This is a genomic window from Ureibacillus sp. GCM10028918 (assembly GCF_042666115.1).
GTDB lineage: Bacteria > Bacillota > Bacilli > Bacillales_A > Planococcaceae > Ureibacillus.
Genome location: NZ_JBHTFK010000029.1, coordinates 1 through 1842, shown reverse-complemented (window position 1 = coordinate 1842; position 1842 = coordinate 1). Strand labels below are relative to the sequence as shown.

Below are 1842 nucleotides of genomic sequence, written 5' to 3'. Positions count from 1 at the left end.
CGAAGACAGAAGTAGAGGTTAGCCAAGAGCAAGGGTGTCCGTGGTGACGCGGAATCTGAAGGAAGCTGGAGGCAAAACACCGGTCCGAGGAACACGAATCTCATATAAGGCTAGGTATGACTGGATGAGTTTGCGAAACAAAACAAAGTCCTTTCTGTCGAAGGTCCTATCTAGTAAATGAGGCGGATAGATGGTGTGAAAGTGCATGTGCTTACCCGGGGAGGTCTGATGAAAACGTGAGGTACCCTTCATAACCTACTTGGTGACAAGTAGCTGAATCATCAGAAGTCAGCAGAGGTCATAGTACGATTCGGTCTAGAACCATTGGAAGGACCGAACAATTAGGAGAGAATAGCCCTTGGCATTCCATCTTGGATGATGAAACACGGAAAACAGAGAAACCTCACGCTTAGAAAGTAGTGGTGAATCCCATGAGGGTCTTAGCAGAGGGTGTAGTTCAGATGGGCATAAGAAGACTAGCTATTCACGGAAAGGAACGAAATGGCAATGTTGAATCAAATTCTATCACGAACGAATATGATACAAGCATTAAAACGAGTTGAGGCGAATAAAGGAAGCCATGGAGTAGACATGATGCCCGTACAAACCTTACGACAGCACATACTCGAAAATTGGGAAACCATTAAATCGCAGATTCTAGCGGGAACCTATGAACCGCACCCGGTACGTCGTGTCGAAATCCCGAAACCAGACGGCGGTATGCGTCTGCTGGGTATTCCAACCGTGACAGATCGCCTGATTCAACAAGCCATCTCGCAGATATTATCGAAAGAATATGACAGAACCTTCTCGGACAATAGTTTTGGGTTCCGACCAAATCGGAGTGCCCATGACGCTATCCGTAAGGCAAAGGGTTATATAAAAGAGGGGTGTCGTTGGGTTGTAGATATGGATTTAGAGAAATTCTTTGATAAGGTCAATCATGACCGGCTAATGGCAACATTAGCAAAACGAATTCAAGATAAACCGTTATTAAAACTCATCCGCAAATATCTCCAAGCAGGTGTCATGATAAACGGAGTTGTTTCACGTACAGATGAAGGTACGCCACAAGGTGGACCTTTAAGTCCACTCCTTTCTAATATTGTGCTAGACGAGCTCGATAAAGAACTAGAGAAACGTGGACATAAATTCGTTCGGTACGCAGATGACTGTAACATTTACGTGAAGAGTAAACGTGCAGGAGAACGTACAATGGCGAGTGTACAGCGATTTATAGAAGGCAAACTCCGATTAAAAGTAAATGAAAAGAAGTCGGCAGTCGACCGCCCATGGAATCGAAAGTTCTTAGGATTTAGTTTTACATATCATAAAGAACCAAAGGTTCGTATCGCAAAAACAAGCCTACAACGAATGAAGAAGAAAATACGAGAAATTACCTCCAGAAAGACGCCATTTCCAATGGAATATCGTATCCAGAAACTAAACCAATATTTAATAGGATGGTGTGGTTACTTTGCGCTCGCAGATACACCTACAGTTTTCAAACTGCTAGATAGTTGGATAAGAAGAAGGCTTCGCATGTGTCTTTGGAAGAATTGGAAGAATCCCCGAACAAGAGTCAGAAACCTCATTCGACTAAAGGTTCCATACGGAAAAGCCTATGAATGGGGAAATGCCCGAAAAGGGTATTGGCGCATTTCAAATAGCCCCATATTACACAAAACTCTTGGCAATTCCTACTGGGAAAGCCAAGGGCTGAAAAGTCTGCAAGTTCGTTACGAAACTTTGCGTTGTCCATCTTAATTGAACCGCCGTATACGGAACCGTACGTACGGTGGTGTGAGAGGTCGGGAGTTCATCACTCCCTCCTACTCGATT

General features: G+C 44.0%; 1 protein-coding gene. It reads left to right on the top strand.

The genetic code is table 11. The features are described from left to right. The first annotated feature begins 507 nt into the window (after positions 1-507). Positions 508-1767 carry a group II intron reverse transcriptase/maturase gene (ltrA, locus tag ACFQU5_RS15970; RefSeq protein ID WP_390289919.1) on the top strand — a complete coding sequence of 420 codons (1260 nt, stop codon included), beginning with the start codon at positions 508-510 and terminating at the stop codon, positions 1765-1767. Positions 1768-1842 lie beyond the last annotated feature (75 nt).

Coding starts and splice junctions, on each gene's coding strand:
- ltrA (WP_390289919.1), top strand. CDS start 508: ATGTTGAATCAAATTCTATCACGAACGAATATGATACAAGCATTAAAA.